The sequence below is a fragment of the Salinarimonas ramus genome (assembly GCF_014645695.1).
In the GTDB taxonomy this organism is placed as follows: domain Bacteria; phylum Pseudomonadota; class Alphaproteobacteria; order Rhizobiales; family Beijerinckiaceae; genus Salinarimonas; species Salinarimonas ramus.
Genome location: NZ_BMMF01000003.1, coordinates 1 through 19,997 on the forward strand (window position 1 = coordinate 1; position 19,997 = coordinate 19,997).

The following is a 19,997-nucleotide window of genomic DNA, read 5'->3' on the forward strand; positions in this document are numbered from 1 at the left end:
TCCCGCCGTCAGCCTGCCAGCGATGGAGCCCTGACGAACGATCCGGCCACGCCCAGGATCGTCCATGGCACCGCGTCAGCTACACCACGCCTCGGGACATGATCACGGCGGGATGCCACGCCGGCGCAGAAGCGGCTGTGGAGCGCCTTGCGACGGCTGCGGGGCGAGGGCTACGCCTTCCGGCGCCAGACGCCGCTGGCCGGCCGCATCGTCGACTTCGCTTGCCTGCGCGAGCGGCTCGTCGTCGAGGTCGAGACCAGCGCCCGGGAGGTGATGGCAGCCGATGACGACGCCGCGGCTCGGGCGGAGGCGCTCGCGCGTGCCGGGTTTCGTTCCTTGCGCTTCTTCGAGATTGAGATCGAGCGGGATCTCGCGGGCGTCCTCCGGACGATCGAAGGCAGCTTACGCGGCGCTCCCGTGCCGAGCACGCGCTGAGGCTCGCCGGAAGGGGCGGGAAGACGCCTGGAGGAGCTTCGCGAGAGCGGCGCGGCGGCCCGCCGCAGAATCGAGCGCACGAACGAAAAGGGCGGCCCATGGGCCGCCCTTCCGAGATCATCGATAAGCGGGGCGCGGGCGACCTCAGGCCGCCTCGGCCTCGTCCGCCTCGGCGGAGGGGCCGCTGTCCTTGCCCTTGGCATCCGGATCGCGATCCACGAGCTCGATCACCGCCATCGGCGCGTTGTCGCCGTAGCGGAAGCCGGCCTTGAGGACGCGGGTGTAGCCGCCCGGACGGTCCGCATAGCGCGGGCCGAGCACGTCGAACAGCTTCGTGACCAGCGTCTCGTCCTGGATGCGGGCGATCGCCTGGCGACGGGCGTGCAGGTCGCCGCGCTTGGCGAGCGTGATCAGCTTCTCGACGACGGGGCGCAGGTCCTTGGCCTTCGGCAGCGTCGTGACGATCTGCTCGTGCTTGATCAGGGCCTGGGACAGGTTCTTGAACATCGCCTTGCGATGCTCGGGGGTGCGGCTGAAACGACGACCGCGGAAACCGTGACGCATGGTGGCTCTCCTTGATTGCCGGCCGCCGTGCCAAGGAACGGCCGAGCCTCTTCGTGGGATGCGCGCGTCGTGCGCGCCGTCCCGGTGTCGCGCCCGCGCGGGCGACCGCGCGGGCGGTGGGATCTCAGTAGTGCTCCTCGAAGCGCTTGGCGAGATCCTCGATGTTCTCCGGCGGCCAGCCCGGCACTTCCATGCCCAGGTGCAGGCCCATGCCGGCGAGCACTTCCTTGATCTCGTTCAAGGACTTGCGGCCGAAGTTCGGCGTGCGCAGCATCTCGGCTTCCGTCTTCTGGATCAGGTCGCCGATATAGACGATGTTGTCGTTCTTCAGGCAGTTCGCCGAACGAACCGAGAGCTCGAGCTCGTCCACCTTCTTGAGCAGCGCCGGCGGGAAGGGCAGCTGCGGCGAGACGGTCGCCGGCTCGTCCTTGCGGGGCTCCTCGAAGTTCACGAAGATCGCGAGCTGGTCCTGGATGATGCGCGCCGCGTAGGCGAGCGCATCGTCCGGCGTCAGCGAGCCGTCGGTCTCGACCGTCATCGTGAGCTTGTCGTAGTCGAGGATCTGGCCCTCGCGGGTGTTCTCGACGCGGTAGGAGACCTTGCGCACCGGCGAGTAGAGCGCATCGACCGGGATGAGGCCGATGGGCGCGTCCTCGGGACGGTTGCGGTCGGCCGAGACGTAGCCCTTGCCGGTGTCGACCGTGAACTCCATCCGGATCTCCGCGCCCTCGTCGAGGGTGCACAGAACGAGCTCGGGGTTCAGGATCTCGACGTCGCCGACCGTGTTGATGTCGCCCGCGGTGACGAGGCCGGGGCCCGTCTTGCGCAGCGTCATGCGCTTGGGCCCGTCGCCCTGCATGCGGATGGCGATCGCCTTGATGTTGAGGACGATGTCCGTAACGTCCTCGCGCACGCCGGGGATCGACGAGAACTCGTGCAGCACGCCGTCGATCTGGACGGCGGTGACGGCCGCGCCCTGGAGCGAGGACAGGAGCACGCGCCGCAGCGCGTTGCCGAAGGTAGTGCCGAAGCCGCGCTCGAGGGGCTCGGCGACGACAGTGGCGACGCGCTTCGGGTCGTCGCCCGGGCTGACCTGAAGCTTGTTCGGCTTGATCAGCTCTTGCCAATTCTTCTGGATCACGACCTCACCTCTCGTGAGACGGGCATGGCGGAGCGGCGCTGCGCGCCGAACCGATGATGCGCGCCGCGCCGGCCCGAGAGCGGGGCACGGACGCGCGGCGTGCGAGGCGACGGCGCGTCAGACGCGGCGACGCTTGCGCGGACGGCAGCCGTTGTGGGGGATCGGCGTGACGTCGCGGATGGAGGTGACCGTGAAGCCCGCGGCTTGGAGCGCGCGCAGCGCCGACTCGCGGCCGGAGCCGGGACCCGACACCTCGACCTCGAGGGTGCGCATGCCGTGCTCGGCGGCCTTGCGGGCGGCGTCCTCGGCCGCGACCTGGGCGGCGTAGGGGGTCGACTTGCGCGAGCCCTTGAAGCCCATCATGCCGGCGGACGACCAGGAGATCGTGTTGCCCTGCGCGTCGGTGATGGTGATCATCGTGTTGTTGAACGACGCGTTCACGTGCGCGACGCCGGAAACGATGTTCTTGCGTTCGCGGCGGCGGACGCGGGTGGTGTCTCGAGCCATCTCTTCTCGTGTCCTTCTGGCGCGCCCGTAGTTCCAGGCGCTCGGGATGAAGGGCGGCCCCCGAGGGCCGCCCGGAAATCACTTCTTCTTGCCGGCGATCGGCTTCGCCTTGCCCTTGCGGGTGCGGGCGTTGGTGTGCGTGCGCTGGCCGCGGACCGGCAGGTTGCGGCGGTGACGCAGGCCGCGATAGACGCCCAGATCCATCATGCGCTTGATGTTCATGGACACCTCGCGGCGCAGGTCGCCCTCCACGACGTAGTCGCGGTCGATGGTCTCGCGGATCTGCAGCACCTCGGCGTCGGTGAGCTCGTTCACGCGGCGCTCGGCCGGGATCGAGACCTTCGCGCAGATCTCCTCGGCCTTCTTGGCCCCGATGCCGTGGATGTACTGGAGCGCGATGACCACGCGCTTGCCGGTGGGAATGTTGACGCCTGCGATACGAGCCACGTCTCGTCTCCATGTGGGCCGCGCGAACCCGGGCGGGCGGCGGCGGGTTGATGTCTCGCGCGTCCGGTGGAGGCCGGCCCTCGCGCGATGGATCGGGCTCTCGCGAACCCGTCGTCGAAGCACGCAAAGTCCCGGTCGGCTTCTCACGAAGCCCGCCGGGACCGTCGTCGACGCTGGAAGACCGCCGCATACACGGGTGCATGCGGCGCGTCAAGCCGTCTCGTGCCGCTCAGCTCTCGTATTTCGAGAGGAGCGCCGTCAGATCCTCGGTGACCTCGTCGATCGGCTTCATGCCGTCGATGCGCTCGATCTTCCCCTTGCCGGCATAATGCGCCGAGAGCGGCGCCGTCTGCTGGCGATAGGCCTCGAGCCGAGTCTTGAAGACCTCGGGGTTGTCGTCCTTGCGCACGGGCTCGCCGCGCGCCTCGGTCTCGCGGGCGCGGGTGGCGATGCGCTCGACGAGGATGCCCTCGTCGACGACGAACTCCACCACCGTGTCGAGCGCGAGGCCCTTGCCGGCGAGCATCGCGTCGAGCGCGTCGGCCTGGGCCACCGTGCGGGGAAAGCCGTCGAGGATGAAGCCCTTCCTGGCGTCGGGCTCCTCGATGCGGTCGGCGACGATGCCGACGACCACCGCGTCCGGCACCAGCGCGCCCGAATCCATGATCGCCTTGGCCTCGCGTCCCACCGGCGTTCCGGCGGCGACGGCGGCGCGCAGCATGTCGCCCGTCGAGAGCTGGGGAATGCCCCAGCGCTCCGAGACGCGTGCGGCCTGCGTGCCCTTGCCGGCGCCCGGCGGCCCCAAGAAGATCAGCCTCATCCCTGTCCCCTTCGCGTTTCCTCGCGCCTGCGCGTCTTCCACGCGCGAAGCCGCATCGTTGCCGTCACGTCCGCCCGCCGAGGAGGCGGGCGGCGGCCTCAGCGGCCGCGCCGCGCGCCCTTCAGCTTCGCCTTCTTGACGAGGCCCTCGTACTGGTGGGCGAGCAGGTGCCCGTGCACTTGCGCCACCGTGTCCATCGTCACCGTGACGACGATGAGCAGCGACGTCCCGCCGAGATAGAACGGCAGCGCCGCGTAGGAAATGAGAAATTCGGGTATCAGGCAAACCACGGTGAGGTAGAGCGCGCCGATCACCGTGATGCGGGTGAGCACGTAGTCGATGTAGTCCGCCGTGCGCTCGCCCGGGCGGATGCCCGGGATGAAGCCGCCGTGCTTCTTGAGATTGTCAGCCGTCTCCGCCGGGTTGAACACGATGGCCGTGTAGAAGAAGGCGAAGAAGATGATCAGCGAGGCGTAGAGCACCATGAACGCCGGCCGGCCGTGGCCGAGATAGATGGCGATGGTGTTGAGGATGCCGTCGCCGCCCTGCGCCGCCGAGAAGCTCGCCACCGTGGTGGGCAGCAGCAGCAGCGAGGAGGCGAAGATCGGCGGGATCACGCCCGCGGTGTTGAGCTTCAGCGGCAGGAACGAGGTCTGGCCGTCGTACATGCGATTGCCGACCTGGCGCTTCGGGTAGCTGATCAGGAGCCGGCGCTGGGCGCGCTCCATGAACACCACGAAGTAGATGATGCCCGCCGCCATGACGATGACGCCGACGATGAAGGCGGTGGAGATCGCCCCCTGGCGGCCGAGCTCGAGCAGCCCCGCCGTCGCCTGCGGCAGATGCGCGACGATGCCGGCGAAGATGATGAGCGAGATGCCGTTGCCGATGCCCCGCGACGTGATCTGCTCGCCCAGCCACATCAGGAACATCGTGCCGCCGGTGAGCGTGATCACCGTCGTGACGATGAAGAACGGGCCCGGGTTCACGACGATGCCGCCCGACGCCGAGAGCCCCACCGCGATGCCCCAGGACTGGAACACGGCGAGGACGACGGTGAGGTAGCGCGTGTACTGGTTGATCACCTTGCGCCCGCTCTCGCCCTCCTTCTTGAGGGCCTCGAGCGACGGCGAGACCGCCGTCAGGAGCTGGATGATGATCGACGCGGAGATGTAGGGCATGATGTTGAGCGCGAAGATCGCCATGCGCTCCACCGCCCCGCCGGCGAACATGTTGAACATGCCCAGCACGCCCGTCGACGCGGCCTCGAAGGACTGCGCGAGCGCCTGCGGGTCGATGCCCGGCAGCGGGATGTAGGTCCCCAGCCGATAGACGATCAGGGCGCCCAGGGTGAACCAGATGCGCTTCTTCAGCTCCTCGGCGCGCGCCAGCGCCCCGAAGTTCAAGTTCGCAGCGAGCTGCTCGGCTGCTGAGGCCATCGTCCCCTCCTCGAGGCGCGCCTGATATCGGTCGTGCGTGATGTCTGTGGATAGACGTCTGTGAGACGTGAACGGCGGCCTCGCACGCTCGCGCGTACGGGCCGCCGCTCGCTTCGTTCAAGATGGGGTCAGGCTCATGCCTGCGCAACGGCCTCGTCGAGGAGGGTCAGGCTGCCGCCCGCCTTCTCGATGGCCTCGCGCGCCGACTTCGACGCACCGGTCACCTGGAAGGTGAGCTTCGCCGTCAGCTCGCCGACGCCGAGGATCTTGACGCCGTCGCGCACCCGCGAGACCACGCCCGCGGCGACGAGCGCCTCGACCGTGACCGGCGCGTCGGTGGCGAGCTTGCCCGCGTCGACGGCCTGCTGGATGCGGCCCACGTTGACCTCGTTGAGATCGCGGGCGCCGGGGTTGTTGAACCCGCGCTTGGGCAGACGCCGATAGATCGGCATCTGACCGCCCTCGAAGCCCTTGATGCGGACGCCGGAACGGGCCTTCTGGCCCTTGACGCCACGCCCGCCGGTCTTGCCCTTGCCCGAACCGATGCCGCGACCCACGCGGATGCGGTTCTTGGTCGCGCCTTCGTTGTCGCGAAGTTCGTTCAGCTTCATGACGTGCGCCTCCTCACTTCTCGACGACGCGCACGAGGTGCTTCACCGCCTCGATCATCCCGCGGGTCGCGGGCGTGTCGGGGAGGGTCCGCTGCCGGTGCAGCTTGTTGAGCCCGAGCCCGATCAGCGTCTGGCGCTGACGAGCCTCGCGGCGGATGGGGGAGCCGATCTGCTCGACGGTGACGGTCTTCTCAGCCATGTCGCCCTCCCTCAGCCTTCGGCCGCGACGTCGGCGCCGCCGCCGGGACGGCGCGCCTGCAGAGCCGAGACCTTGAGCCCGCGACGCGCCGCGACGGAGCGCGGGCTGTCCTCGGACTTCAGCGCGTCGAAGGTGGCGCGCACGAGGTTGTAGGGGTTCGAGGAGCCGAGCGACTTCGACACGACGTCCTGGACGCCGAGCGCCTCGAACACCGCGCGCATCGGGCCGCCGGCGATGATGCCGGTACCCGCGGGCGCCGCGCGCATCACCACCTTGCCGGCGCCGTGACGGCCCGCGACGTCGTGGTGGAGCGTGCGACCCTCGCGCAGCGGAACGCGCACGAGGCCGCGCTTGGCCGCTTCCGTCGCCTTGCGGATCGCCTCGGGGACCTCGCGGGCCTTGCCGTGGCCGAAGCCGACGCGGCCCTTCTGGTCGCCGACGACGACGAGGGCGGCGAAGCCGAAGCGCCGGCCGCCCTTCACCACCTTGGCGACACGGTTGATGTGCACGAGGCGGTCGACGAACTCGCTGTCGCGCTCCTCGCGATCCTGCCTGTCTCTTTCTCTCGCCATGTCTCTCTCACTGGCGCGGGCGGCGGCTCCCGCTCGCTGCCGGGGATCGGCGCCGGGAGGAGTCCCGCGCGCCCGGGAGCGCAGGCGCGCCCCCTCCCCTTGTTGCTTGCCGCCGTCATGGCTCCGCGCGGGCCGGGCTCGATGGCCCTCCCGCGCGCTGCCGTCTCGATCACGGGTGGGCTATACGCCCATCCCGATCAGAATTCCAGCCCGCCCTCGCGAGCCGCATCGGCCAGCGCCTTGACGCGGCCGTGATAGATGTAGCCCGACCGGTCGAACACGACCTTGGTCACGCCGGCGGCCTTGGCACGCTCGGCGACGAGCTTGCCGATCTCCGCGGCCGCCGCCGTGTCGGCGCCGGTCTTCAGCTTTTCGCGCAGGTCCTTCTCGAGGGAGGACGCGGACGCGAGCGTGTGCCCTTGCGCATCGTCGATGATCTGAGCGTAGATCTGCTTCGACGAACGGAAGACCGACAGACGCGGACGGCCGTTGGCCACCGACTTGATGGCCTTGCGGACGCGGGCCTTGCGGCGCGCGACGGCATCGAGGTTCTTCGCCATGGCTCGCGTCCTTACTTCTTCTTGCCTTCCTTGCGGAAGATCGTCTCGTCGGCGTACTTCACGCCCTTGCCCTTGTAGGGCTCGGGACCGCGATAGCCGCGGATGACCGCCGCCACCTGGCCGACGCGCTGCTTGTCGATGCCCGAGATCACGATCTCGGTCGGCTTGGGCGTCACGATGTTGATGTCCGCGGGGATCGCGAAATCGACGTCGTGGCTGTAGCCGAGCGCGAGCTTGAGCGTCTTGCCCTGCACCGCGGCGCGGTAGCCGACGCCGTTGATCTCGAGCTTGCGCTCGAAGCCCTTGGACACGCCCGTCGCGATGTTCGCGATCATGGCGCGCGAGAGGCCCCACTTGGAGCGGGCCACCTTCGTCGTCTCGCGGGGCTGGACGGCGACGGCGCCGTCCTCCATCGCGACCGACACTTCCTCGGGGACGACGAACGAGAGCTCGCCCTTCGACCCCTTCATCTTCACGGTCTGACCGTCCACGGACGCGGTGACGCCCTGCGGGACCGGGACCGGCTTCTTGCCTACGCGAGACATGTCGCTCTCCTTCGGTTCCGAGATCGCCCGCGCGTCAGAAGACGCGGCAGAGCACTTCGCCGCCCACGTTGGCGTCGCGCGCCTCGTGGTCGGCCATGACGCCGCGAGAGGTGGACAGGATCACCGTGCCGAGGCCGTCCGCGAAGCGGGGCATCGTGTCGATGGACATGTACACCCGGCGGCCGGGCTTCGACACGCGCTCGATGGTCTTGATGACCGGAGCGCCGTCGTAATACTTGAGCTCGATCGAGAACTCGGTCCGGCCGTTGCCGAACTCCGCGACCGAGTAGTCGCGGATGTAGCCCTCGGACTTGAGCACGTCGAGAACGCGCGCGCGGAGCTTCGAGCCGGGCGTCGACACGGACGGACGGCGGCGCAGCTGCGCGTTGCGGATGCGGGTGAGCATATCGCCGAGCGGATCGTTGATCGCCATGATGCGTCCTCCTTACCAGCTCGACTTCACGAGGCCGGGGATGAGACCCCGGGACCCGAGCTCGCGGAGCGCGACGCGCGACATGCCGAGCTTGCGGTAGTACGCACGCGGCCGACCCGTCACCTCGCAGCGATTGCGAACGCGCGTGGGGTTGGCGTTGCGCGGGATCTCCGCGAGCTTGAGGCGCGCCTCGAAGCGCTCCTCCATCGGCAACGACTCGTCGTTGGCCGTCGCGAGGAGCCGCTCACGCCGCCCGGCCCATTGCTTGACCATGCGCTGGCGGCGCTTGTTCTTCTCGATGTGAGACTTCTTAGCCATGAATTCCTCTCCGGTGTCCGCGTTTGAGACCGAACGGCCTCACTGCCGGAACGGGAAGTTGAAGAGGCGCAGCAGCTCGCGCGCCTCGTCGTCGGTCTTGGCGGTCGTCGTGACGATGACGTCCATGCCCCAGATCTGCTCCGCGCGATCGTAGTTGATCTCGGGGAACACGATGTGCTCCTTGATGCCCATGGCGAAGTTGCCGCGGCCGTCGAAGGACTTGGGGTTGAGGCCGCGGAAGTCGCGAACGCGCGGGAGCGCGATCGTGACCATGCGGTCCAGGAACTCGTACATGCGCGTCTTGCGCAGGGTGACCTTGCAGCCGAGCGGCATGCCCTCGCGCACCTTGAAGGTGGCGATGGCCTTGCGGGCCCGGGTGATCACCGGCGCCTGACCGGCGATGAGGGCGAGGTCGCCCGCGGCCGAGGTCGCCTTCTTGGAATCGGCGGTCGACTCGCCCACGCCCATGTTGATGACGATCTTCTCGATCGTCGGCACTTCCATGGGGTTCTTGTAGCCGAACTTCTCGATCAGGCCCGGGCGCACCACCTCGTCGTAGTGCTGCTTCATCCGGGGCGTGTAGCCGTTCATCTCAGCCATCGATCAGATCTCCCGAGCGCTTCGCGAAGCGGACCTTGCGCCCGTCGTCCAGGACCTTGAAGCCGACGCGGGTGGGCTTGCCGTCCTTCGGATCCCTGATCGCGAGGTTCGACAGGTGGATGGGCGCCTCCTTCGTGACGATGCCGCCCTCCTGCTGCGCCGTCTGGCGCTGGTGGCGCTTCACGAGGTTGACGCCGCGCACGAGGGCGCGCGTCTCCTTGGGCATGACGCGGACGACCTCGCCGCTCTTGCCCTTGTCCCGGCCGGTGAGGAGGACGACCTGGTCGCCCTTCTTGATCTTCGCCGCCATCACAGCACCTCCGGCGCCAGCGAGATGATCTTCATGTGGTTCTTCGCGCGCAGCTCGCGGGGGACCGGTCCGAAGATACGGGTGCCGACCGGCTCCTTGTTGTTGTTGATGAGGACGGCCGCGTTCTTGTCGAAGCGGATGACCGACCCGTCGGCGCGGCGGATGTCCTTGGCGGTGCGCACCACGACCGCCTTCATCACGTCGCCCTTCTTCACGCGGCCGCGCGGAATGGCTTCCTTGACGGAGACGACGATGATGTCGCCCACGGAGGCGTACTTGCGCTTGGAGCCGCCCAGGACCTTGATGCACATCACGCGACGGGCGCCGGAATTGTCGGCGACGTCGAGGTTCGTCTGCATCTGGATCATGGCCTTGATCCTTTCCTTGTCTCAAAAGGTTTCCGGCGCGAGCGGGATTGCCCGGCCGGACTACTTCTGACGGGGGTCTCGCGCCCCCTGCTCATGATCGCGAGAAGGGCGCTCCCATACAGGAAGCGCCCGTCCCGCACAAGTCTCTCACGGAGAGATTCAGCCCTGCGCCTCGGGCTGGACGAGCGCCCAGCACTTCAGCTTCGACATGGGCCGCGTCTCCTCGATGAGAACGATGTCCCCGACCTTGGCCGAGTTGTTCTCGTCGTGAGCGTGGTAGTTCTTCGTGCGGCGGACGGTCTTCTTCAGCAGCGGGTGCGTGAAGCGTCGCTCGACCTTCACGACGATGGTCCTGTCCTGCTTGTCGCTGACGACGACGCCCTGCAAAACGCGCTTCGGCATGATCTCGTATCCTCAGGCGGCGGCCTCGGCGGCCTGCTTCTGGCGCTGGATCGTCTTGACCCGGGCGATGTCCTTGCGGACCTGCGCCACGCGCGCGGTGTTCTCGAGCTGCCCCGTGGCCCGCTGAAAGCGCAGGTTGAACTGCTCCTTCTTCAGCTTCAGGAGCTCGTCCTGCAGCTGGTCCGCGGTCATCGCCTTGATGTCGGACAGACGCTCGTTCGACTTCATCTCATCCCTCCTCAATCGGCGATGCGCTGCACGAAGCGCGTGCGGATCGGCAGCTTCGCCGCGGCGAGGCGCAGCGCCTCGCGGGCGATGTCCTCGGCGACGCCGTCGATCTCGAACATGATGCGCCCGGGCTTGACGCGGGCCGCCCAATATTCGGGCGAGCCCTTGCCCTTACCCATACGCACCTCGGTCGGCTTCGCCGTCACCGGGACGTCCGGGAACACGCGGATCCAGACGCGACCCTGACGCTTCATCTGACGGGTGATGGCGCGACGGGCGGCCTCGATCTGGCGCGCGGTGATACGCTCCGGCTCCACGGCCTTGAGGCCGTATTGGCCGAAGTTAAGCTCCGTGCCGCCCTTGGCGGCGCCATGGATGCGCCCCTTGAACTGCTTACGGAACTTGGTCTTCTTGGGTTGCAACATGGCTGCCTCCAGATGCCTCGAGCGTCAGGCGCTCTCGCGCTCGCGATCCCGGTCGCGCTCGCGACGCGGACCACGCTCACGATCGCCGCCCGGGCGGCCGCTCTCCTCGGTCATGCGGCGCTCCTGCGCCATCGGGTCGTGCTCGAGGATCTCGCCCTTGAACACCCACACCTTGATGCCGCACGTGCCGTAGGTGGTGAACGCCGTTCCGACGCCGTAATCCACGTCCGCGCGCAGCGTGTGCAGCGGCACGCGGCCCTCGCGATACCACTCGAGGCGCGCGATCTCCGCGCCGCCGAGACGGCCGGCGCAGTTGATGCGGATGCCCTCGGCGCCCAGACGCATCGCCGACTGCACGGCGCGCTTCATGGCGCGACGGAACGCCACGCGGCGCTCGAGCTGCTGGGCGATCGAATCGGCGATGAGCGTCGCGTCCGTCTCGGGCTTGCGCACCTCGACGATGTTGATCGTCACCTCGGCCTTGGTCATGCGGCCGACGAGCTTGCGGAGCTTCTCGATGTCCGCGCCCTTCTTGCCGATGACGACGCCCGGGCGAGCCGAGTGGATCGTGACGCGGCACTTGCGGTGCGGACGCTCGATGACGATGCGCGAGACGGCCGCCTGCTTGAGCTGCTTCATGAGGGCGTCGCGGATGGCGATGTCCTCGTGCAGCAGCCGGGCGTACTCGCCCTTCTCGGCGAACCAGCGGCTGTCCCAGGTGCGGTTGATGCCCAGACGCAGCCCGATCGGGTTGACCTTGTGACCCATCGTATCCTCCTCAGGCCTGCGCTTCTTCGCGAACCACGATCGTGAGGTTCGAGAAGGGCTTCATGATCCGCGCGCCGCGCCCGCGGGCACGAGCGTGGAAGCGCTTCATGACGAGCGCCTTGCCCACGAACGCTTCCTTGACGACGAGATCGTCGACGTCGAGGTCGTGGTTGTTCTCGGCGTTGGCGATGGCGCTCTCGAGGCACTTCTTCACGTCGCGCGCGATGCGCTTCTTGGAGAACTCGAGATCCGCGAGCGCGACGCCGACCTTCTTGCCGCGGATGAGACCCGCGACGAGATTGAGCTTCTGCGGGCTGATGCGCAGCATGCGCAGCACGGCCCGGGCCTCGTTGCTCGGCAGCGAGCGGGTTTGAGCGGGCTTGCCCATGTCAGCGCCTCTTCGCCTTCTTGTCCGCCGCGTGGCCGGAGAAGGTGCGGGTCGGCGAGAACTCGCCGAACTTGTGACCCACCATCTCCTCCGTCACGTAGACGGGAATGTGCTTCTGACCGTTGTAGACCCCGAAGGTGAGGCCGACGAACTGAGGCAGGATCGTGGAGCGACGGCTCCAGATCTTGATCACCTCGTTGCGACCGGACGAGCGGGCCGCCTCGGCCTTCTTGAGAAGGTAGCCGTCGACGAACGGACCCTTCCAGATGGAACGCGCCATGGCTCTGTCCTCACCTCTTCTTGCGGGCGTGGCGGCTCGAGACGATGAACTTGTCCGTCCGCTTGTTGGACCGCGTCTTGCGGCCCTTGGTGGGCTTGCCCCACGGGGTGACCGGGTGACGGCCGCCCGAGGTGCGGCCCTCGCCGCCGCCGTGCGGGTGGTCGATCGGGTTCATCGCGACGCCGCGATTGTGCGGGCGACGGCCGAGCCAGCGATTGCGGCCCGCCTTGCCCATCGACGTGTTCATGTGGTCGGGGTTCGAGACCGCGCCCACCGTCGCGAAGCACTGGCCGTGGACCAGGCGCTGCTCGCCCGACGTCAGCCGGATGGAGACGTAGCCCTGGTCGCGGCCGACGATCTGCCCGTAGGAGCCCGCCGAGCGCGCCATCGCGCCGCCCTTGCCGATCTTCAGCTCGATGTTGTGCACGATCGTGCCGACGGGGATGGCCGACAGCGGCAGGGCGTTGCCCGGCTTGATGTCGGACTTGTCGCCGGCGGTGACCGTGTCGCCCGCCGAGAGGCGCTGCGGCGCGAGGATGTAGGACTGCGTCCCGTCCTCGTATCGGATCAGCGCGATGTAGGCCGAGCGGTTGGGATCGTACTCGATCCGCTCCACCGTCGCCGTCTCGCCCAGGCGCGCGCGGCGCTTGAAGTCGACGACGCGGTAGGTCCGCTTGTGGCCGCCGCCGCGGAAGCGGACGGTGACCCGGCCCGTGTTGTTGCGGCCGCCCTTCTGCGACAGGCCTTCCGTGAGCGCCTTGACCGGCTTGCCCTTGTAGAGGCCCTTGCGGTCGACGATGACGAGCTGACGGAGGCCGGGCGTGATGGGCTTGAAATGCTTCAAAGCCATTGTGGAGATCCCTTCCTCACAGGCCCGTGGTGACGTCGATCGAGTGCCCCTCCTCGAGGGTCACGATCGCCTTCTTGACGTCCGAGCGACGGCCGCGCGTGCCGCGGAAGACCTTGGTCTTGCCCTTGGTCACGAGCGTGTTCACGGCCTTGACCTTGACGTCGAAGAGCTTCTCGACGGCCGTCTTGATCTGCGGCTTGGTCGCGTCGATGGCGACCTTGAACACGACCTTGTTCTGCTCGGACAGGTTCGTCGACTTCTCCGTGATCACGGGAGCGACGATCACGTCGTAATGGCGTGGATCCATGCTCATTTGAACCGCGCCTCCAGCGCATCGACGGCGGCCTTGGTCAGCACGAGCTTCTCGCGGCGCAGGATGTCGTAGACGTTGATGCCCTGGATCGGCAGGACGTCGATGTTCGGGATCGAGCGCGAGGCGAGCTTGAAGTTCACGTCGAGCTCGGCACCGCCGATGATCAGCGCGTTCGTGAGATCGAGCTTGGCGAAGCGCTCGCGGAGCGCCTTCGTCTTGGGCTCGTTCGCCACGATGTCGTCGACGACGATCAACGAGGAGGCCTGGGCCTTGGAGGACAGCGCATGGCGCAGAGCCAGCGCGCGGACCTTCTTGGGCAGGTCGTGGGCGTGCGAGCGCACGACCGGACCGAAGGCGCGTCCGCCGCCGCGGAACTGGGCGACGCGCGCCGAGCCGTGGCGGGCGTTACCGGTGCCCTTCTGACGGTAGACCTTCTTGGTCGTCCGGGCGATCTCGCCGCGGTTCTTGACCTTGTGGGTCCCCGCCTGGCGCTTGGCGAGCTGCCAGCGGACCATGCGCTGCAGGATGTCGGCGCGGGGCTCGAGACCGAAGATCGCGTCGTCGAGCTCGACCTCGCCGGCGCTGCCGCCGTCCAACGTGGTGATCGCGAGCTTCATCACGCGTTCTCCTCGGTCTGAGCGAGAGGAGCCTGGGAATCGGGCGCGGCCTCGGCCGGCGCCTCGCTGGCCCCGTTCTCACGGAACTTGCCGGGCATCGGCACATCCGCCGGGAGCGCGCGCTTCACGGCGTCCCGCACGAAGATCCAGCCGCCGTCGACGCCGGGAACGGCGCCCTCGACGAGGATCAGGCCGCGCTCGACGTCGGTCTGGACGACGCGCAGGTTCTGGGTCGTCACGCGATCGACGCCGAGGTGACCCGGCATCTTCTTGCCCTTGAACGTCTTGCCGGGGTCCTGACGACCGCCGGTCGAGCCGATCGAGCGATGCGACACGGACACGCCGTGCGAGGCGCGAAGGCCCGCGAAGTTCCAGCGCTTCATGCCGCCCGCGAAGCCCTTACCCTTCGAGGTGCCCGTCACGTCGACGAACTGCCCCGGGACGAAGTGGTCCGCGGTGATCTCGGCGCCGACCGGGATCAGCGCGTCCTCGGACACGCGGAACTCGGCGATCTTGCGCTTCGGCTCCACCTTGGCGACGGCGAACCGCCCGCGCTCGGCCTTGGAGACGTTCTTCACCTTGGCGAGGCCGGCGCCGACCTGCAGCGCGACGTAGCCGTTCTTGTCCATCGTCCGATGAGCCACGACCTGGCACTGGTCGAGCTTGAGGACGGTGACCGGGACATGCTCTCCGGCGTCGGTGAAGACGCGGGTCATGCCGATCTTTTGCGCGATGACGCCTGAGCGCATGTGCGTTCCCTCTCGGCGTTGATGCCTGTCTCTGAGAGCCCCTGGGGCCTCAGAGCTTGATCTCCACGTCCACGCCCGCGGCGAGGTCGAGCTTCATGAGCGCGTCCACGGTCTGCGGGGTGGGGTCCACGATGTCCAGGACGCGCTTGTGCGTGCGCATCTCGAACTGCTCGCGCGACTTCTTGTCGATGTGCGGCGAGCGCAGCACCGTGAAGCGCTCGAGACGCGTCGGCAGCGGGATGGGCCCACGAACCTGCGCCCCCGTCCGCTTCGCGGTCGACACGATCTCGCGCGTCGAGGCGTCAAGCACCCGGTGATCGAACGCCTTGAGGCGGATACGAATATTCTGACCGTTCATGGGTTGCCCCGTCTTCCTCACGTGACCCGCGCGGGTGATCCCCGCCGCGGGACGGAAAACGCGGCCGCGTCGCTCGCGGCCGCGTCCTCACGCTGCCTCGAGCCTCAGTCCAGGACCGCGGCGACGACGCCGGCGCCCACGGTGCGGCCACCCTCGCGGATGGCGAAGCGCAGCTTCTCCTCCATGGCGATCGGCGCGATCAGCTCGACCTCCATCTGCACGTTGTCGCCCGGCATCACCATCTCGGTGCCCTCGGGCAGCTTGACCATGCCGGTCACGTCCGTCGTGCGGAAGTAGAACTGCGGGCGGTAGTTGTTGAAGAACGGCGTGTGACGACCGCCCTCCTCCTTGGTGAGGATGTACGCCTCGGCGGTGAACTTCTTGTGCGGCTTCACCGAGCCCGGCTTGCAGACCACCTGGCCGCGCTCGACGTCCTCGCGCTTGGTGCCGCGCAGAAGCACGCCGACGTTGTCGCCGGCCTGGCCCTGGTCGAGCAGCTTGCGGAACATCTCGACGCCCGTGACGGTCGTCTTGACGGTGTCGCGGATGCCGACGATCTCGACTTCCTCGCCAACCTTCACGATGCCGCGCTCGACGCGACCCGTCACCACCGTGCCGCGGCCCGAGATCGAGAACACGTCCTCGATCGGCATCAGGAACGGCTGGTCGATCGGGCGCTCCGGCGTCGGGATGTACTCGTCGACCGTCTGCATCAGCTTGAGGATCGCCTCCTTGCCGATCTCGGGACGCTTGTCCTCGAGAGCCATCAGAGCCGAGCCCTTGGTGATCGGGATGTCGTCGCCCGGGAACTCGTAGGACGACAGCAGCTCGCGGATCTCGAGCTCGACGAGCTCCAGGAGCTCCTCGTCGTCGACCATGTCCACCTTGTTCATGAACACGACCAGCGCCGGCACGCCCACCTGGCGGGCGAGCAGGATGTGCTCGCGCGTCTGAGGCATCGGGCCGTCCGCCGCCGACACAACGAGGATGCCGCCGTCCATCTGCGCCGCACCCGTGATCATGTTCTTCACGTAGTCGGCGTGCCCGGGGCAGTCGACGTGCGCGTAGTGGCGGTTCGACGTCTCGTACTCGACGTGCGCCGTCGAGATCGTGATGCCGCGCGCCTTCTCCTCCGGAGCCTTGTCGATCGCGTCGTACGCCGTGAACGTCGCACCGCCCGTCTCGGCCAGAACCTTCGTGATCGCCGCCGTCAGGGACGTCTTGCCGTGATCGACGTGACCGATCGTCCCGATGTTGCAGTGCGGCTTCGTACGCTCGAATTTTGCCTTAGCCATGGTGGCACCCATTCGTTCTTGAAGATGTTAGCAGGGATGAGATCCGGCGACGCTCGCTCACGCGAACTTCGCCTGGACCTCGGCGGCCACGTTCGAGGGCACCTGCTCGTAGTGATCGAACAGCATCGTGTAGTTCGCGCGCCCCTGGCTCATGGAGCGCAGCGTGTTCACGTAGCCGAACATGTTGGCCAGCGGCACGAAGGCGTTGATCACCACGGCGTTGCCGCGCATGTCCTGGCCCTGGATCTGGCCGCGCCGCGAGTTCAGGTCGCCGATGACCGAGCCCGTGTACTCCTCGGGGGTCACGACCTCGACCTTCATCACCGGCTCGAGCAGCACCGACGCGCCCTTCTGGAGCGCCTCGCGCATGGCCGCGCGGGTGGCGATCTCGAAGGCCAGCACCGAGGAGTCGACCTCGTGGAAGGCGCCGTCGATGAGCTGCACCTTGAAGTCCACGATCGGGAAGCCGGCGACGACGCCCGCGCCCATGACCGAGTTGATGCCCTTCTCGACGCCGGGGATGTACTCCTTCGGCACCGAGCCGCCCACGATCTTCGACTCGAACTGGTAGCCGCCGCCGGCCTCGTTGGGCTCGACCACGAGCTTGACGCGGGCGAACTGGCCCGTGCCGCCGGTCTGCTTCTTGTGGGTGTAGTCGATCTCGGCCTTGCGGGTGATCGTCTCGCGATAGGCCACCTGCGGGGCGCCGACATTCGCGTCGACCTTGTAGGTGCGGCGCAGGATGTCGACCTTGATGTCGAGATGGAGCTCGCCCATGCCCTTGAGGATGGTCTGGCCGGACTCGGAGTCCGTCGAGACACGGAAGGAGGGGTCCTCGGCGGCGAGCTTCGAGAGCGCGATGCCGAGCTTCTCCTGGTCCGCCTTCGACTTCGGCTCGATGGCGATCTCGATGACGGGCTCGGGGAACTCCATCTTCTCGAGGAGCGCCGGCTTCAGCGGATCGCACAGCGTGTCGCCGGTGCGCGTCTCCTTGAGGCCCGCGATGGCGACGATGTCGCCGGCGGAGGCCTCCTTGATGTCCTCGCGGTTGTTGGCGTGCATCAGCAGCATGCGGCCGATGCGCTCCTTCTTGCCGGAGGTGGAGTTGAGCACCGTCGAGCCCGCGAGCACCGTGCCGGAATAGATGCGGCAGAAGGTGATCGTGCCGACGAAGGGGTCGTCCATGATCTTGAAGGCGAGCAGCGAGAACGGCGCCTTGTCGTCGGGCTCGCGCGTCAGCGGCTCCTCGGGGTCGGACTCGGGCACGAGGCCCTTCACCGCGCCGCGATCGAGCGGCGACGGCAGGTAGTCGACCACCGCGTCGAGCAGGGGCTGAACGCCCTTGTTCTTGAAGGCCGAGCCGCACAGGACCGGGTGGAAGGCACGATCCTGCACCGCCTTGCGGATGAGGCGCACGAGCTCCTCCTCGGAGGGCTCCTGCCCCTCGAGATACGCGGCCATGGCGTCGTCGTCGAGCTCGACGCAGGCCTCGACCAGCTTCGTGCGGTATTCCTTCGACAGCTCCTCGAGGTCGGCGGGGATCGCCTCCTCGACGAACTTGGCGCCGAGCGACTCCTCGAGCCAGACGATCGCCTTCATGCGGACGAGGTCGATCACGCCCTTGAAGTCGCTCTCGGCACCGATCGGCAGCTGCAGGCAGACCGGCTTGCCGGCCACGCGCTTGACGATGTCGGCGACGCACTTGAAGAAGTCGGCGCCGATCTTGTCCATCTTGTTCACGAAGACGACGCGCGGGACGTCGTACTTGTCGGCCTGGCGCCACACCGTCTCGGTCTGCGGCTCGACGCCCTGGTTGCCGTCGAGGACGCACACCGCGCCGTCGAGCACGCGCAGCGAACGCTCGACCTCGATGGTGAAGTCGACGTGCCCGGGGGTGTCGATGATGTTGAGGCGGTGACCGCGCCAGAAGCACGTCGTCGCGGCGGACGTGATCGTGATGCCGCGCTCCTGCTCCTGCGTCATCCAATCCATCGTCGCGGCGCCGTCGTGCACCTCGCCGATCTTGTGGGACTTGCCGGTGTAGAAGAGGATCCGTTCCGTCGTGGTCGTCTTGCCCGCGTCGATGTGGGCCATGATCCCGAAGTTACGGTAGTCCTTGATGTCGTGCTCGCGAGGCATCACGTCTCTCCGTTCGATCTCGTGTCCGCGTCTCGATTACCAGCGGTAATGCGAGAAGGCGCGGTTGGCCTCGGCCATGCGGTGCGTGTCTTCGCGCTTCTTGACCGCGCTGCCGCGGTTCTGAGCGGCGTCCGACAGCTCGGCGGCGAGACGCTCGACCATGGTACGGTCGTTGCGGGCGCGCGCCGCCGTGATCAGCCAGCGGATCGCGAGCGCCTGGCGACGCTCCGGACGAACCTCGACCGGCACCTGGTAGGTGGCGCCGCCGACGCGGCGGGAGCGGACCTCGATCGCCGGAGCGACGTTCTCGAGGGCGGCCTTGAAGACCTCCAGCGGGTCCGTCTTCATGCGGCTCTCGACGAGGTCGAAGGCGCCGTAGACGATCGTCTCCGCGGCCGACTTCTTGCCGTCGTACATGATCGAGTTCATGAACTTCGACAGCACGAGATCGCCGTACTTCGGATCCGGGTTGATTTCACGCTTTTCGGCGCTGTGGCGGCGGGACATGCGATGGCTCCGTCCTGAAACTTCTCGGCGACCGGATTACTTCGGACGCTTGGCGCCGTACTTGGAACGGCGCTGCTTGCGGTTCTTGACGCCCTGGGTGTCGAGGACGCCGCGCAGGATGTGGTAACGCACGCCCGGCAAGTCCTTAACGCGGCCGCCGCGGATCATCACCACGGAGTGTTCCTGGAGGTTGTGACCCTCGCCCGGAATGTAGCCGATGACCTCGAAGCCGTTCGTCAGGCGCACCTTCGCGACCTTGCGCAGCGCGGAGTTCGGCTTCTTCGGCGTCGTCGTGTAGACGCGGGTGCACACGCCGCGCTTCTGCGGGCACGCTTCCAGCGCCGGGACCTTGTTGCGCGCCTTCTGGGCCGTCCGCGGCTTGCGGATCAGCTGGGAGATGGTCGGCATCCTCTGCCCTCTCGTCTCGGCCGCTCGCGGCGGCCGCTCGTTCCTCGAACCCGAACCCGGCGACCTCGGAACCCCCGTCCCGCGGCCCGCCCGGGCCCTTCACGCATTCACCGTCGCGCAGCGCGCCGCATCGTTCGGGTCGCCGACGGGACTTGCCCGTGTTCCGGCGACCGTCGACGCAAAGCGAATTCGCGCCGTCGGGTCCGGGTGAGACCTGAGGCGCGACGCCACGCAGAGGACCGAGGATCGTGAGACCCGCGGTCGTGCCCCAAAAGATGACGTCTGTGAGACGATCATTGAGTTTCGGCGGCGTCTAGGACGCTTGGGTCGACGCTCGGCGCATCGACTCTGCGAACCTACGGCCCGCCGGAAGTCCGCGCTACATAAGGGTGGTCGAACCC

Annotated in this window: 31 protein-coding genes and 1 pseudogene; 1 reads left to right on the forward strand and 31 read right to left on the reverse strand. The window is 67.8% G+C overall.

What is annotated here, in order from left to right; all coding sequences use genetic code 11:
• Nucleotides 1-117 precede the first annotated feature (117 nt).
• Nucleotides 118-435: pseudogene (locus IEX89_RS04555) on the forward strand (endonuclease domain-containing protein); the annotation flags it as partial.
• Between the two features lie 144 nt (nucleotides 436-579).
• Here IEX89_RS04555 and rplQ read toward each other — a convergent pair.
• The 31 genes from rplQ to rpsL all read right to left on the reverse strand — a co-directional run bounded on the left by rplQ (nucleotide 580) and on the right by rpsL (nucleotide 19,596).
• Entirely contained in the window at nucleotides 580-999 is a 420-nt protein-coding gene (gene rplQ / locus IEX89_RS04560) for a 50S ribosomal protein L17 (RefSeq protein ID WP_188910098.1), read from the reverse strand.
• A 124-nt stretch (nucleotides 1,000-1,123) separates the two neighbouring features.
• Complete coding sequence (locus IEX89_RS04565) at nucleotides 1,124-2,140, reverse strand: DNA-directed RNA polymerase subunit alpha (protein ID WP_188910100.1); 1,017 nt, start codon at nucleotides 2,138-2,140, stop codon at nucleotides 1,124-1,126.
• A gap of 117 nt (nucleotides 2,141-2,257) precedes the next feature.
• Nucleotides 2,258-2,647: a 30S ribosomal protein S11 gene (gene rpsK / locus IEX89_RS04570; RefSeq protein ID WP_188910102.1), complete on the reverse strand. Its 390-nt coding sequence runs from the start codon at nucleotides 2,645-2,647 to the stop codon at nucleotides 2,258-2,260.
• 78 nt (nucleotides 2,648-2,725) lie between these two features.
• On the reverse strand, nucleotides 2,726-3,094 hold the full coding sequence (gene rpsM, locus IEX89_RS04575) for a 30S ribosomal protein S13 (protein WP_188910104.1): 369 nt from the start codon (nucleotides 3,092-3,094) through the stop codon (nucleotides 2,726-2,728).
• A gap of 229 nt (nucleotides 3,095-3,323) precedes the next feature.
• Nucleotides 3,324-3,914: an adenylate kinase gene (locus IEX89_RS04580; RefSeq protein WP_188910106.1), complete on the reverse strand. Its 591-nt coding sequence runs from the start codon at nucleotides 3,912-3,914 to the stop codon at nucleotides 3,324-3,326.
• Nucleotides 3,915-4,012: 98 nt separating this feature from the next.
• Nucleotides 4,013-5,353, reverse strand: a complete 1,341-nt coding sequence (gene secY / locus IEX89_RS04585) for a preprotein translocase subunit SecY (protein WP_188910108.1) — start codon at nucleotides 5,351-5,353, stop codon at nucleotides 4,013-4,015.
• A 134-nt stretch (nucleotides 5,354-5,487) separates the two neighbouring features.
• Nucleotides 5,488-5,964 (reverse strand): 50S ribosomal protein L15, encoded by a 477-nt coding sequence (gene rplO, locus IEX89_RS04590; RefSeq protein ID WP_188910110.1) that lies wholly within the window; start codon nucleotides 5,962-5,964, stop codon nucleotides 5,488-5,490.
• A gap of 13 nt (nucleotides 5,965-5,977) precedes the next feature.
• A complete protein-coding gene (rpmD, locus tag IEX89_RS04595) occupies nucleotides 5,978-6,163 on the reverse strand; it encodes a 50S ribosomal protein L30 (protein ID WP_188910112.1) in 186 nt (61 codons plus the stop codon).
• An 11-nt stretch (nucleotides 6,164-6,174) separates the two neighbouring features.
• On the reverse strand, nucleotides 6,175-6,735 hold the full coding sequence (gene rpsE / locus IEX89_RS04600) for a 30S ribosomal protein S5 (RefSeq protein WP_188910114.1): 561 nt from the start codon (nucleotides 6,733-6,735) through the stop codon (nucleotides 6,175-6,177).
• Between the two features lie 197 nt (nucleotides 6,736-6,932).
• Nucleotides 6,933-7,295 (reverse strand): 50S ribosomal protein L18, encoded by a 363-nt coding sequence (gene rplR / locus IEX89_RS04605; protein WP_188910116.1) that lies wholly within the window; start codon nucleotides 7,293-7,295, stop codon nucleotides 6,933-6,935.
• 11 nt (nucleotides 7,296-7,306) lie between these two features.
• A complete protein-coding gene (gene rplF / locus IEX89_RS04610; protein ID WP_188910118.1) occupies nucleotides 7,307-7,840 on the reverse strand; it encodes a 50S ribosomal protein L6 in 534 nt (177 codons plus the stop codon).
• Nucleotides 7,841-7,874: 34 nt separating this feature from the next.
• Nucleotides 7,875-8,273, reverse strand: a complete 399-nt coding sequence (gene rpsH, locus IEX89_RS04615; protein ID WP_188910120.1) for a 30S ribosomal protein S8 — start codon at nucleotides 8,271-8,273, stop codon at nucleotides 7,875-7,877.
• A gap of 12 nt (nucleotides 8,274-8,285) precedes the next feature.
• Nucleotides 8,286-8,591, reverse strand: a complete 306-nt coding sequence (gene rpsN, locus IEX89_RS04620; protein ID WP_188910128.1) for a 30S ribosomal protein S14 — start codon at nucleotides 8,589-8,591, stop codon at nucleotides 8,286-8,288.
• A 39-nt stretch (nucleotides 8,592-8,630) separates the two neighbouring features.
• Nucleotides 8,631-9,191: a 50S ribosomal protein L5 gene (rplE, locus tag IEX89_RS04625; RefSeq protein WP_188910129.1), complete on the reverse strand. Its 561-nt coding sequence runs from the start codon at nucleotides 9,189-9,191 to the stop codon at nucleotides 8,631-8,633.
• Nucleotides 9,184-9,501: a 50S ribosomal protein L24 gene (rplX, locus tag IEX89_RS04630; protein WP_188910132.1), complete on the reverse strand. Its 318-nt coding sequence runs from the start codon at nucleotides 9,499-9,501 to the stop codon at nucleotides 9,184-9,186. Before rplX ends, rplE begins: the two co-directional genes overlap by 8 nt.
• Complete coding sequence (gene rplN / locus IEX89_RS04635; protein WP_188910133.1) at nucleotides 9,501-9,869, reverse strand: 50S ribosomal protein L14; 369 nt, start codon at nucleotides 9,867-9,869, stop codon at nucleotides 9,501-9,503. The genes rplX and rplN overlap by 1 nt, the downstream gene beginning before the upstream one ends.
• Before the next feature lie 159 nt (nucleotides 9,870-10,028).
• Complete coding sequence (gene rpsQ, locus IEX89_RS04640; protein WP_188910135.1) at nucleotides 10,029-10,271, reverse strand: 30S ribosomal protein S17; 243 nt, start codon at nucleotides 10,269-10,271, stop codon at nucleotides 10,029-10,031.
• A 12-nt stretch (nucleotides 10,272-10,283) separates the two neighbouring features.
• Nucleotides 10,284-10,499: a 50S ribosomal protein L29 gene (gene rpmC, locus IEX89_RS04645; RefSeq protein ID WP_188910137.1), complete on the reverse strand. Its 216-nt coding sequence runs from the start codon at nucleotides 10,497-10,499 to the stop codon at nucleotides 10,284-10,286.
• Nucleotides 10,500-10,510: 11 nt separating this feature from the next.
• A complete protein-coding gene (gene rplP / locus IEX89_RS04650) occupies nucleotides 10,511-10,924 on the reverse strand; it encodes a 50S ribosomal protein L16 (RefSeq protein ID WP_188910139.1) in 414 nt (137 codons plus the stop codon).
• Between the two features lie 24 nt (nucleotides 10,925-10,948).
• On the reverse strand, nucleotides 10,949-11,692 hold the full coding sequence (gene rpsC, locus IEX89_RS04655) for a 30S ribosomal protein S3 (RefSeq protein ID WP_188910141.1): 744 nt from the start codon (nucleotides 11,690-11,692) through the stop codon (nucleotides 10,949-10,951).
• Between the two features lie 10 nt (nucleotides 11,693-11,702).
• Nucleotides 11,703-12,080, reverse strand: a complete 378-nt coding sequence (gene rplV / locus IEX89_RS04660; RefSeq protein WP_188910147.1) for a 50S ribosomal protein L22 — start codon at nucleotides 12,078-12,080, stop codon at nucleotides 11,703-11,705.
• A gap of 1 nt (nucleotide 12,081) precedes the next feature.
• Nucleotides 12,082-12,360 carry a 30S ribosomal protein S19 gene (gene rpsS / locus IEX89_RS04665; RefSeq protein WP_188910149.1) on the reverse strand — a complete coding sequence of 93 codons (279 nt, stop codon included), beginning with the start codon at nucleotides 12,358-12,360 and terminating at the stop codon, nucleotides 12,082-12,084.
• Nucleotides 12,361-12,370: 10 nt separating this feature from the next.
• A complete protein-coding gene (gene rplB / locus IEX89_RS04670) occupies nucleotides 12,371-13,210 on the reverse strand; it encodes a 50S ribosomal protein L2 (protein WP_188910151.1) in 840 nt (279 codons plus the stop codon).
• 16 nt (nucleotides 13,211-13,226) lie between these two features.
• On the reverse strand, nucleotides 13,227-13,523 hold the full coding sequence (locus IEX89_RS04675; RefSeq protein ID WP_188910153.1) for a 50S ribosomal protein L23: 297 nt from the start codon (nucleotides 13,521-13,523) through the stop codon (nucleotides 13,227-13,229).
• Entirely contained in the window at nucleotides 13,520-14,140 is a 621-nt protein-coding gene (gene rplD, locus IEX89_RS04680; RefSeq protein WP_188910155.1) for a 50S ribosomal protein L4, read from the reverse strand. The genes IEX89_RS04675 and rplD overlap by 4 nt, the downstream gene beginning before the upstream one ends.
• Nucleotides 14,140-14,889 (reverse strand): 50S ribosomal protein L3, encoded by a 750-nt coding sequence (rplC, locus tag IEX89_RS04685; RefSeq protein WP_188910157.1) that lies wholly within the window; start codon nucleotides 14,887-14,889, stop codon nucleotides 14,140-14,142. The genes rplD and rplC overlap by 1 nt, the downstream gene beginning before the upstream one ends.
• 49 nt (nucleotides 14,890-14,938) lie before the next feature.
• Nucleotides 14,939-15,247, reverse strand: coding sequence for a 30S ribosomal protein S10 (rpsJ, locus tag IEX89_RS04690; protein WP_029031924.1), 309 nt, complete (start codon nucleotides 15,245-15,247; stop codon nucleotides 14,939-14,941).
• Nucleotides 15,248-15,351: 104 nt separating this feature from the next.
• Nucleotides 15,352-16,542 (reverse strand): elongation factor Tu, encoded by a 1,191-nt coding sequence (gene tuf / locus IEX89_RS04695; protein WP_188910160.1) that lies wholly within the window; start codon nucleotides 16,540-16,542, stop codon nucleotides 15,352-15,354.
• 57 nt (nucleotides 16,543-16,599) lie between these two features.
• Complete coding sequence (fusA, locus tag IEX89_RS04700; RefSeq protein WP_188910162.1) at nucleotides 16,600-18,681, reverse strand: elongation factor G; 2,082 nt, start codon at nucleotides 18,679-18,681, stop codon at nucleotides 16,600-16,602.
• A gap of 36 nt (nucleotides 18,682-18,717) precedes the next feature.
• Entirely contained in the window at nucleotides 18,718-19,188 is a 471-nt protein-coding gene (rpsG, locus tag IEX89_RS04705; RefSeq protein ID WP_188910170.1) for a 30S ribosomal protein S7, read from the reverse strand.
• 36 nt (nucleotides 19,189-19,224) lie between these two features.
• On the reverse strand, nucleotides 19,225-19,596 hold the full coding sequence (gene rpsL, locus IEX89_RS04710; RefSeq protein ID WP_029032354.1) for a 30S ribosomal protein S12: 372 nt from the start codon (nucleotides 19,594-19,596) through the stop codon (nucleotides 19,225-19,227).
• Nucleotides 19,597-19,997: the final 401 nt, after the last annotated feature.

What these genes read in the sequence shown, in the direction of transcription:
- rplQ (WP_188910098.1), bottom strand. Translation starts at nt 999, where the DNA reads ATGCGTCACGGTTTCCGCGGTCGTCGTTTCAGCCGCACCCCCGAGCAT.
- rpsK (WP_188910102.1), bottom strand. Translation starts at nt 2,647, where the DNA reads ATGGCTCGAGACACCACCCGCGTCCGCCGCCGCGAACGCAAGAACATC.
- IEX89_RS04580 (WP_188910106.1), bottom strand. Translation starts at nt 3,914, where the DNA reads ATGAGGCTGATCTTCTTGGGGCCGCCGGGCGCCGGCAAGGGCACGCAG.
- secY (WP_188910108.1), bottom strand. Translation starts at nt 5,353, where the DNA reads ATGGCCTCAGCAGCCGAGCAGCTCGCTGCGAACTTGAACTTCGGGGCG.
- rplO (WP_188910110.1), bottom strand. Translation starts at nt 5,964, where the DNA reads ATGAAGCTGAACGAACTTCGCGACAACGAAGGCGCGACCAAGAACCGC.
- rpmD (WP_188910112.1), bottom strand. Translation starts at nt 6,163, where the DNA reads ATGGCTGAGAAGACCGTCACCGTCGAGCAGATCGGCTCCCCCATCCGC.
- rpsE (WP_188910114.1), bottom strand. Translation starts at nt 6,735, where the DNA reads ATGGCGAGAGAAAGAGACAGGCAGGATCGCGAGGAGCGCGACAGCGAG.
- rplR (WP_188910116.1), bottom strand. Translation starts at nt 7,295, where the DNA reads ATGGCGAAGAACCTCGATGCCGTCGCGCGCCGCAAGGCCCGCGTCCGC.
- rplF (WP_188910118.1), bottom strand. Translation starts at nt 7,840, where the DNA reads ATGTCTCGCGTAGGCAAGAAGCCGGTCCCGGTCCCGCAGGGCGTCACC.
- rpsH (WP_188910120.1), bottom strand. Translation starts at nt 8,273, where the DNA reads ATGGCGATCAACGATCCGCTCGGCGATATGCTCACCCGCATCCGCAAC.
- rpsN (WP_188910128.1), bottom strand. Translation starts at nt 8,591, where the DNA reads ATGGCTAAGAAGTCTCACATCGAGAAGAACAAGCGCCGCCAGCGCATG.
- rplE (WP_188910129.1), bottom strand. Translation starts at nt 9,191, where the DNA reads ATGGCTGAGATGAACGGCTACACGCCCCGGATGAAGCAGCACTACGAC.
- rplX (WP_188910132.1), bottom strand. Translation starts at nt 9,501, where the DNA reads ATGGCGGCGAAGATCAAGAAGGGCGACCAGGTCGTCCTCCTCACCGGC.
- rplN (WP_188910133.1), bottom strand. Translation starts at nt 9,869, where the DNA reads ATGATCCAGATGCAGACGAACCTCGACGTCGCCGACAATTCCGGCGCC.
- rpsQ (WP_188910135.1), bottom strand. Translation starts at nt 10,271, where the DNA reads ATGCCGAAGCGCGTTTTGCAGGGCGTCGTCGTCAGCGACAAGCAGGAC.
- rpmC (WP_188910137.1), bottom strand. Translation starts at nt 10,499, where the DNA reads ATGAAGTCGAACGAGCGTCTGTCCGACATCAAGGCGATGACCGCGGAC.
- rplP (WP_188910139.1), bottom strand. Translation starts at nt 10,924, where the DNA reads ATGTTGCAACCCAAGAAGACCAAGTTCCGTAAGCAGTTCAAGGGGCGC.
- rpsC (WP_188910141.1), bottom strand. Translation starts at nt 11,692, where the DNA reads ATGGGTCACAAGGTCAACCCGATCGGGCTGCGTCTGGGCATCAACCGC.
- rplV (WP_188910147.1), bottom strand. Translation starts at nt 12,080, where the DNA reads ATGGGCAAGCCCGCTCAAACCCGCTCGCTGCCGAGCAACGAGGCCCGG.
- rpsS (WP_188910149.1), bottom strand. Translation starts at nt 12,360, where the DNA reads ATGGCGCGTTCCATCTGGAAGGGTCCGTTCGTCGACGGCTACCTTCTC.
- rplB (WP_188910151.1), bottom strand. Translation starts at nt 13,210, where the DNA reads ATGGCTTTGAAGCATTTCAAGCCCATCACGCCCGGCCTCCGTCAGCTC.
- IEX89_RS04675 (WP_188910153.1), bottom strand. Translation starts at nt 13,523, where the DNA reads ATGAGCATGGATCCACGCCATTACGACGTGATCGTCGCTCCCGTGATC.
- rplD (WP_188910155.1), bottom strand. Translation starts at nt 14,140, where the DNA reads ATGAAGCTCGCGATCACCACGTTGGACGGCGGCAGCGCCGGCGAGGTC.
- rplC (WP_188910157.1), bottom strand. Translation starts at nt 14,889, where the DNA reads ATGCGCTCAGGCGTCATCGCGCAAAAGATCGGCATGACCCGCGTCTTC.
- rpsJ (WP_029031924.1), bottom strand. Translation starts at nt 15,247, where the DNA reads ATGAACGGTCAGAATATTCGTATCCGCCTCAAGGCGTTCGATCACCGG.
- tuf (WP_188910160.1), bottom strand. Translation starts at nt 16,542, where the DNA reads ATGGCTAAGGCAAAATTCGAGCGTACGAAGCCGCACTGCAACATCGGG.
- fusA (WP_188910162.1), bottom strand. Translation starts at nt 18,681, where the DNA reads ATGCCTCGCGAGCACGACATCAAGGACTACCGTAACTTCGGGATCATG.
- rpsG (WP_188910170.1), bottom strand. Translation starts at nt 19,188, where the DNA reads ATGTCCCGCCGCCACAGCGCCGAAAAGCGTGAAATCAACCCGGATCCG.
- rpsL (WP_029032354.1), bottom strand. Translation starts at nt 19,596, where the DNA reads ATGCCGACCATCTCCCAGCTGATCCGCAAGCCGCGGACGGCCCAGAAG.